This is a genomic window from Streptomyces sp. CB02400 (assembly GCF_001905725.1).
Taxonomy (GTDB): domain Bacteria; phylum Actinomycetota; class Actinomycetes; order Streptomycetales; family Streptomycetaceae; genus Streptomyces; species Streptomyces atrovirens.
In genome coordinates this window covers 195,458-203,595 of record NZ_LIWB01000014.1, presented here as the reverse complement: position 1 = coordinate 203,595, position 8,138 = coordinate 195,458, and the positions used below count along the sequence as shown (strand labels likewise).

The window sequence follows — 8,138 nt, the reverse complement described above, 5'->3', positions numbered from 1 at the left end:
TGGTGACCAGCTCCCGCAGCGGATGCCGGGCCAGCACCGCGTCCACCTCCGGCGTCAACGCCGCCGCCAGCCGGGTGGCACAGGGCAGGGAGTCGTCCCGCAGGGTCTCGGCCGCGGCGAGGACCACGTCCTGCCCGTCGTCCCGCGGAACCCCGGCGGCCGCACGCTCGTGGAGGTCGGCGCCCTCCTCCAGCACCAGCCCGGTGTCGATGCCCGCCGGGACCTTGATGCCGGCGGTCCTGCGCCAGGTGGCCACGGGATCGCCCCACGCCTCGACGCGGTAGGTCCACCGGCCCGGGCCGTCCGCGACGACCTCCGCGCCCCACCGGTCACTGCCCGGCGCGAGCTCCCGCATCGGCGTGAACGGCCCCGGCCGCCCCTCGGGATCCTTCAGCACCACGTTGGCGGCGACCGCGTCGTGGCCCTCCCGGAAGAGTGTGGCCGTGACCTCGAACGTCTCGCCCACGACGGCCTTGGCCGGCCGCCTGCCGCAGTCGACGGACGGCCGGACGTCCCGTACCGGGACACGGCCGATGGTCCGGGTCGTCTTCATGGGTCTGTGCACCTCCGCCGTGCTCGACGCCCGGGCTGACGCCCGGGCGTGGGACCAAACAGCGGCGGGAAGGTCACTGCCTTCCCGCCGGGGAGCGCCGCCCGACGGCCGGCGGTCCCCGTCGGACCGCGGCCGCCGGACGGGGCGTGTCGTTCTGTTCCTGCAGATAGGTGACGAGGGTGGTGCGCAGATACCGTTCGGCGGCGTCCGCCGCCTCCCGCGCGCAGCGCTTGCCCATCAGCACACAGAGGGTGTAGCCGGCGTCCTCGAAGGTGGCCCGTACCGTGTGATCGGTCGGGGCCGCCAGCATCACGCGTTCCCAGGCCCGGTACCGACGCAACTGCCGGGCAACTTCGGCTTTGGCGGGTAGCAGCATGGCGCCGTTCACCTTTCCGGGGCTCGATTCGAGGTGCGTTGTCCCGACGGTCGGGCGGCGGCCGTGCGCGCAGCTGCACGGACCCGTAACGGCGATCGAGGTCTTCACACATGGTGCACGGGTGATGACGCAACGTCTTGTTGGCTTTTCAACCACTTGAGGTGGTGTGCTGCGGCCGTCTCCGCCCGGATGTCGCCCCAGGGGTCACGGGTGTGCGCTCGTGTTGCACGAACGGACCAACCCCCTCACTCTGAAAAGTGACTCAGAAGCGATACCCGCTCACGTTCCGTGTTCGGGGGCTCGCCCCGCGGGGGCGAGGAGGGACGAGAGCTTCGCGTGAGGAGCCAACGACCATGAAGACCGCAGTGCCCTGCTACTACCACCTCGACGTGGAAGTCAGCCCCGAGAGGGTGGGACAGGTCAGCCGCATACTGGCCGCTCACCTCCGGTTCTGGGACCTGGAGAACCTGATGGAGCCCGTCTGCGGCGGCGCCGAGATGCTGCTGCGGGCCATCGACGAGCACGCCACCGACAAGAACACGTCGATCGAGATGTGGTGGAACGGCCAGCACCTCATCACGGCCATCGGTGACAACAACCGCGCCCTGCGCCCCGACCAGGAACTGCGCGGCTGTCTCGAGCACATCGCGGCGAGCAGCGACGGCTGGGGCTGCTGCGCCACCGAGAACGGCAGCAAGGTCATCTGGTTCTCGCAGCGCGCCCGCGCCGGCGAACGCGTCCCCCTCGTGCCGACCGCGCCCGACCCGCGCGAGAGCGAGGGCCTGGACCTCCCCCGCGAGGTGAGCGTCGCCACGCTCACCGGCCGGGTACGCATGCCGGGCGGCCTCCTGGAGGAGGTCCGGTGACCCGGCGACAGAACCGGAAAGGGGCGCCCGCCTGGAGCGGGCGCCCCTACCCGCTGGGTGCGTCCTACGACGGTGAGGGCACCAACTTCGCGCTCTTCAGCGAGGTCGCCGAACGCGTCGACCTGGTCCTGGTCGACGACGACGGCCGGCACACCACCACACGGCTCACCGAGGTCGACGGCTTCGTCTGGCACGGCTACCTCCCCGGCGTCGGCCCCGGACAGCGCTACGGATACCGGGTGCACGGACCCTGGGCCCCGGCGGCCGGCGACCGCTGCAACCCGGCGAAACTCCTCCTCGACCCCTACGCCACCGCGGTGGACGGCCAGATCGACAACCACCCCTCGCTGTACGAGCGCGCCCCGCACGGCCCCGACCCCGCCGACAGCGCCGGACACACCATGCTCGGCGTGGTGACCGACCCGGCCTTCGACTGGGGCGACGACACCCGGCCCGGCCGCCCCTACTCCGACACCGTGATCTACGAGGCCCACGTCAAGGGCCTCACCCGCACCCATCCCGACGTCCCCGCGGAACTCCGGGGCACCTACGCCGGACTGGCGCACCCCGCGGTGGTCGAGCACCTCACCTCGCTCGGCGTCACCGCCGTCGAGCTGATGCCGGTCCACCAGTTCGTCCAGGACGGTGTGCTGCAGGGCCGCGGCCTGGCCAACTACTGGGGTTACAACACCATCGGCTTCTTCGCCCCGCACAACGCCTACGCCGCCCACGGCACCCGCGGCCGGCAGGTCACCGAGTTCAAGGAGATGGTGAAGACCCTGCACGCGGCCGGGCTCGAAGTCATCCTCGACGTGGTCTACAACCACACCGCCGAGGGCAACGAGAAGGGCCCCACGCTCTCCTTCCGGGGCATCGACAACTCCTCGTACTACCGCCTGGTGGACGGCGACTGGCGCCACTACTACGACACCACCGGCACCGGCAACAGCCTGCTGATGCGCCACCCCTACGTCCTCCAGCTGATCATGGACTCGCTCAGGTACTGGGTCACCGAGATGCACGTCGACGGCTTCCGCTTCGACCTCGCCGCCACCCTGGCCCGGCAGTTCCACGAGGTCGACCGGCTGTCGGCGTTCTTCGACCTCATCCAGCAGGACCCCGTGATCAGTCGCGTCAAACTGATCGCCGAACCCTGGGACGTGGGCGAGGGCGGCTACCAGGTGGGCAACTTCCCCCCGCTGTGGTCGGAGTGGAACGGCCTGTACCGGGACGCCGTACGGGACTTCTGGCGCGGCGAGGAACACACCCTCGGCGAGTTCGCCTCCCGGCTGACCGGCTCCTCCGACCTGTACGCGCACCACCGGCGCCGCCCCCGCGCCAGCGTCAACTTCGTCACCGCGCACGACGGCTTCACCCTGCGCGACCTCGTCTCGTACAACGACAAGCACAACAGGGCCAACGGCGAGGGCGACCGGGACGGCGAGAGCGCCAACCGGTCCTGGAACTGCGGCGCGGAGGGCGCCACCCGCGATCCGGCCGTGCTCGAACTGCGGGCCCGCCAGCAGCGCAACTTCCTCGCCACCCTGCTGCTCTCCCAGGGCATCCCGATGCTCTCCCACGGCGACGAACTGGGCCGCACCCAGCGCGGCAACAACAACGCCTACTGCCAGGACAACGAGATCAGCTGGATCGACTGGCGGCTCACCGGCGAACAGCGCGAGCTGCTGGACTTCACCCGCAGGCTCATCTCGCTGCGCCTCGCCCACCCCGTGCTGCGTCGCCGCCGCTTCTTCCGGGGCGAGACCGTGCGCCACGCCGACCAGCCGCTGCCCGACCTGGTGTGGCTGCTGCCCGACGCGCGGGAGATGACCGACGACGACTGGCAGCGCTCCGACGCCCACTCGGTCGGGGTGTTCCTCAACGGCGACGCCATCGCCGAACCCGGCCCGCGCGGCCGGCGCCTGATCGACGACTCCTTCCTGCTGCTGCTCAACAGCCACTGGGAGCCCGTCGGATTCCGCCTGCCGCCCGTCTCCTACGGCGAGCGCTGGACGGCCCTGATCGACACCGCCGACCCGGAGGGCACCCCCGACGAGGCGGAGCACAAGGCCGGCACCACCCTCACCGTGGGTCCCCGCAGTCTGGTCCTGCTGTCCCGTCCGTCCCGCACGTCGGAATGACCGGCAGGCCCCGCGAGGCGTCAGCGCTCGCGGCGTGACGTCACCGTGAACTGGGCGCCCTCGTTGTCGCGGAGCACGGCCTCGTCGGCGCCCAGGGAGAGCACACTGCCGCCGTGCCGCTCCGCGGCGCGGGCACAGGCGGCCACGTCCTTCACGGCGAAGTGCACCTGCCAGTGCGGCCGGACCGTCGGGTCGGGAGCCGACTCCGCCGCCCCCGACTCGATCCGCGCCACCACGTCCCCCTCGCTGCGCAGCACCACTTCCTCACCCTCGTACTGCACCTCGACGCAGCCCGGTTTGTCGGACGCCCAGTCGAAGACCCCGGCGTAGAAGATCGCGGCGTCGAAGGCGTCGCGGGTGTGCAGCCGGACGAACGCGAGCTGCGCGCGGCGCCAGGTGGGCCAGTCGCTGAACAGCTCGCCCTCCCAGACCCCGAACGTCGCCCCGTCCCGGTCGGCCAGCAGCGCCGCGCGTCCGGGCGGCAGGGAGATCGGACCGACCGCCGCGGTGCCGCCGCGCTCCTGCACCCGCCCCGCGGCCTCGTCGGCGCTGCGCACCGCGAAGTACGGCGTCCACGCCACCGCCATCTGCCACATGCCGGCGACATCGGCGATCCCGGCCACCGGCCGGCCCTCGGACAGGGCGATGCGGAACCGGTCGCCGAGGCGCACCGGACGCCACTCCCAGCCCAGCACGGCCCCGTAGAACTCCTCGGTCGTCTTCATGTCGCGGCTGGTCAGGCTCACCCAGCAGGGTGCCCCGAACACGGAGTGCGTCGAGAAGACGTCCGTCGCGCCGGCGGGGGAGGGCATGTCGTGGTTCATAACAGTCGCGTCCTGATCTCGTCGGCCTGGCAGCCACCCGGATGGCACCAGTGTCCGCCGGGTACCCCTCCGGGCGCCTGCCGAGTACCCCGGCGGCGGCACCGAAACGGTGGCCCCGCCGCCCCGGGCCACCCCGGTGGCGCAGGGTGGCCGCAGTGGCGACGATGGAGGGATCGGACACTGGGTGAAGGCACTCAAGCACTATGCGAAGGCACCATGAGAGCGGCACACCGGACCCGGAGGTGACCATGCCCACGGACGGGGGCGCCGACCGCATCCTCCAGCTCGAGGAAGAAGTCCAGCAGCTGAAGGACGCGGTCGTCTCGCACGCGGTGGTGGACCAGGCGATCGGCATGATGGTCGCGCTCGGGCGGGTCTCGCCCGACCAGGGCTGGACCGTGCTGAAGGAGGTCTCCCAGCGCACGAACATCAAACTCCGCAACGTGGCCGACCTGATCCTCGTCTGGGGACGCACCGGACTCCTGCCGGCGGAGGTACGGACGGTGCTGGAGGAGGTCCTGGACCGGCTCGGCCCCACCCAGATCCCGGGCGCGCCGCCGGACGGCTGACGCGCCCGTGGGGCGTCCGCCCCGCTCAGCCGGCCTCGGCCTCGGTGAACAGTTCCTCGCGCAGATGGGCGAAGCAGCCGCTGAGCAGCCGGGAGACGTGCATCTGCGAGATGCCGAGCTGCTCGGCGATGGCGCTCTGCGTCATCCCCCGGAAGAACCTCAGATAGAGGATGAGCCGCTCGCGCTCCGGCAGCGCCTCCAGACAGGGCCGCACCGCCACCCGGTCGACGACCGTGTCGTAGGCCGGATCGGGGCCGCCGATCGCGTCGCCCAGGGCGTAGCCGTCGGTGCCCGGCATCTCCGCCTCCAGCGACAGCGCGGAGAAGCACTCCAGGGCCTCCATCCCGGTGCGCACCTCGCTCTCGGTCAGCAGGGTGTGCGCGGCGATCTCGGCGACCGTGGGGGAGCGGCCCGGAGTGGTCTGCGCCAGCTCCTTCGCAGCGTGCCGCACACGGTTGCGCAGGTCCTGGACCCGGCGCGGCACGTGCAGCGTCCACATGTGGTCGCGGAAGTGGCGCTTGATCTCGCCGGTGATCGTCGGAACGGCGTACGCCTCGAAGGCGTTGCCGCGCGCCGGGTCGTAGTGGTCCACCGCCTTGACCAGACCGAGGGCCGCCACCTGGTACAGATCCTCCAGGGCCTCACCGCGGCCCCGGAAACGGACGGCGATGCGCTCGGCCATGGGCAGCCAGGCCGTGACCAGCGCGTCGCGCAGCATCCTGCGTTCGGGCCCTTCGGGCAGCCGGGCCAGGCGCGCGAAGTCCCCCGCCGTGTCGGGGGCGTCGTCGTGGGGGTGCTGCTTCCTGGGACTGACGGTACGCATCACGCGCACCTCCCTGAGCGGGGTGCCGGATGGACAGAACCCGTGGGAAGCGGCGGCTCGGACCATGACAGGCCCGCGGCCGGCGAAGCGGTCCCCACGGACGTGCCTCCTGTCCGAAGCACTGAGAATTCCCTTCCCCGTGATCCGTCGTTCCAAAACGTCTCCCGGAATTCAGCGGAGAAAATCACCGGAAAGCGCACGGTGTGAAATCGGGTGAATCCACGGCGTGAAATTCCCCGCGGCGGAGCGGGCGGCTCCGGGCCGGCCCGTCCCCGCCGTCGCGGACCGCCCGGACGGTGCGCCGGTGATCACGGCGCCGGACGTGATGTGCGGCACGCCCCCGTCGGCCGCAGGCAGGCCGGCCGGGGGATTCCTCCAGCGCAGCGCTTGATCACCGATCAGGTCGGGCGAACCGCCTGACCACAGCGCATTCCGCTCATTTGACAGTGCGCCGAGGCCACAGATAGGAAGCACCGGACAGAAGTCGAGAGGTGCACTGTGTACGAGCCGAACGTGGTCGGGGACTGGCAGGAGTACGACGAGCATGCCGGTCTGCGGGTCCGCGTCCACCGTCTGGAATCCGGCGAACCGCCGAGGGGACGGGACGACGCCGCCGAGGGGCTGACGTACTTCAGTGTCCGCGTGACCGTCGAGAATCGCGGCGACCGGCCTTTCTCCATTCACGTCGAGGACGGCCAGATCGACGTACGGACCGGCCCCGACGGCGAGAGCGCGTTCATCGACTGGCGCAATTCGCAGTTCATCGAGGGCTTCGACGTCTACCCGCTGCGCCGCGCCACCGCCGTCCTCTACGCGGCCGGTCCCGAGGCGTCCCTGAGCCAGGTCGACGTCCAGGTCCAGCTGCGCGTCGACGAGGAGTGGGCCGGGCGCCGGCTGTGGACGGGCGGCATCGGCGTGCACGAGGGGTCCACGGGGGCGCCCGCGGGCGCGTGCCGGGACAGCCTCGCCCAGCAGGTGAGCGTCTTCCTGCAGGAACAGGCGGAGGAAGGCACCGCCTGAGCGTCGCGTCAGTGCGGGATGCCGTCGATGATCTCGCGGGCTCCCTGACGCAGCAGCGCCACGGCGACCGAGGTGCCGAGCGTGGCCGGGTCGAGCCGTCCCGCCCACTCGTGCGCGTTCAGCCGGGTCTTGCCGTCCGGGGTGAAGACACACGCCCGCAGGGACAGTTCGCCGCCGCGGTCCACCCGTGCGTAGCCGGCGATCGGGCTGTTGCAGTGTCCCTGCAGCACGTGCAGGAACATGCGTTCGGCGGCGGCCTCGCGATGGGTGTCCGGGTGGCCGAGGGCGCCGACCGCGTCGATCAGACCGGTGTCGCCCTCACGGCACTGCAGCGCGAGGATGCCCGCGCCGATGGGCGGCATCATGGCCTCGGGGGAGAGCACCTCGCTGATCACGTCGGCGCGGCCGATGCGCTCCAGGCCGGAGACCGCGAGCAGCAGGGCGTCCGCCTCCCCGGCGGCGAGCTTCGCCAGCCGCCGGTTGGCGTTGCCGCGCAGCGGCACGCACCGCAGATGCGGGTGGGTGGCGGCCAGTTGGGCGACCCGGCGCACCGAGGAGGTGCCGATCCGGGTGCCGGGCGCGAGTTCGTCCAGGGTGAGGCCGTCCGGGTGCACGAGGGCGTCGCGGATGTCGTCCCGCTCCAGGAACGCGGCGAACACCGTGCCCGCCGGGAGCGGCCGGTCGGCGGGCACGTCCTTGACGCAGTGCACGGCGAGGTCCGCCTCGCCGGCGAGCAGCGCGGCGTCCACCTCCTTGGTGAACGCGCCCTTGCCCTCCACCGCCGACAGGTCGCCGAGCCACTTGTCCCCGGTCGTCTTCACCGGTACGACCTCGGTGCGCACACCGGGACGGGCGGCGGCCAACTCGGCCCGGACGCGCTCCACCTGGGCGAGCGCCATGGGCGAGTCGCGGGAGACGATACGGATCAGTTCGGGGGCGGACATGGCGACACCATAGACCCTCGGA

Annotated in this window: 9 protein-coding genes; 4 read left to right on the top strand and 5 right to left on the bottom strand. The window is 71.7% G+C overall.

The annotated features are described in order from the left end of the window. Both AMK33_RS29105 and AMK33_RS29100 read right to left on the bottom strand, forming a co-directional pair. The coding region (locus AMK33_RS29105) for a maltotransferase domain-containing protein (protein ID WP_143203872.1) at positions 1-553 on the bottom strand (553 nt) is incomplete at its 3' end. Between the two features lie 73 nt (positions 554-626). After that, the gene (locus AMK33_RS29100; RefSeq protein WP_073935949.1) at positions 627-929 is read right to left on the bottom strand and encodes a DUF5133 domain-containing protein; all 303 of its coding nucleotides are present in this window, start codon (positions 927-929) and stop codon (positions 627-629) included. A gap of 353 nt (positions 930-1,282) precedes the next feature. Here AMK33_RS29100 and AMK33_RS29095 point away from each other — a divergent pair, with 353 nt between their 5' ends. Both AMK33_RS29095 and glgX read left to right on the top strand, forming a co-directional pair. Next, positions 1,283-1,795 carry a pep a2 gene (locus tag AMK33_RS29095; protein ID WP_073935948.1) on the top strand — a complete coding sequence of 171 codons (513 nt, stop codon included), beginning with the start codon at positions 1,283-1,285 and terminating at the stop codon, positions 1,793-1,795. Beyond that, on the top strand, positions 1,792-3,936 hold the full coding sequence (gene glgX, locus AMK33_RS29090) for a glycogen debranching protein GlgX (RefSeq protein ID WP_073935947.1): 2,145 nt from the start codon (positions 1,792-1,794) through the stop codon (positions 3,934-3,936). The genes AMK33_RS29095 and glgX overlap by 4 nt, the downstream gene beginning before the upstream one ends. 20 nt (positions 3,937-3,956) lie before the next feature. On the opposite strand, the gene AMK33_RS29085 is transcribed toward glgX, so the two are convergent. Next, positions 3,957-4,760, bottom strand: coding sequence for a VOC family protein (locus AMK33_RS29085; RefSeq protein WP_073935946.1), 804 nt, complete (start codon positions 4,758-4,760; stop codon positions 3,957-3,959). A gap of 248 nt (positions 4,761-5,008) precedes the next feature. Between AMK33_RS29085 and AMK33_RS29080 the strand changes: the two genes are divergently transcribed. Further along, positions 5,009-5,329: an ANTAR domain-containing protein gene (locus AMK33_RS29080; protein ID WP_201263100.1), complete on the top strand. Its 321-nt coding sequence runs from the start codon at positions 5,009-5,011 to the stop codon at positions 5,327-5,329. A 25-nt stretch (positions 5,330-5,354) separates the two neighbouring features. On the opposite strand, the gene AMK33_RS29075 is transcribed toward AMK33_RS29080, so the two are convergent. After that, a complete protein-coding gene (locus AMK33_RS29075) occupies positions 5,355-6,152 on the bottom strand; it encodes an RNA polymerase sigma factor SigF (RefSeq protein ID WP_073935945.1) in 798 nt (265 codons plus the stop codon). Positions 6,153-6,650: 498 nt separating this feature from the next. On the opposite strand from AMK33_RS29075, the gene AMK33_RS29070 reads away from it, so the two are divergent. Beyond that, positions 6,651-7,172 (top strand): hypothetical protein, encoded by a 522-nt coding sequence (locus AMK33_RS29070; RefSeq protein WP_073935944.1) that lies wholly within the window; start codon positions 6,651-6,653, stop codon positions 7,170-7,172. A gap of 8 nt (positions 7,173-7,180) precedes the next feature. Here the strand turns inward: AMK33_RS29070 and hemC are convergent, their stop codons facing one another. Further along, positions 7,181-8,116, bottom strand: coding sequence for a hydroxymethylbilane synthase (hemC, locus tag AMK33_RS29065; RefSeq protein ID WP_073935943.1), 936 nt, complete (start codon positions 8,114-8,116; stop codon positions 7,181-7,183). Positions 8,117-8,138 lie beyond the last annotated feature (22 nt).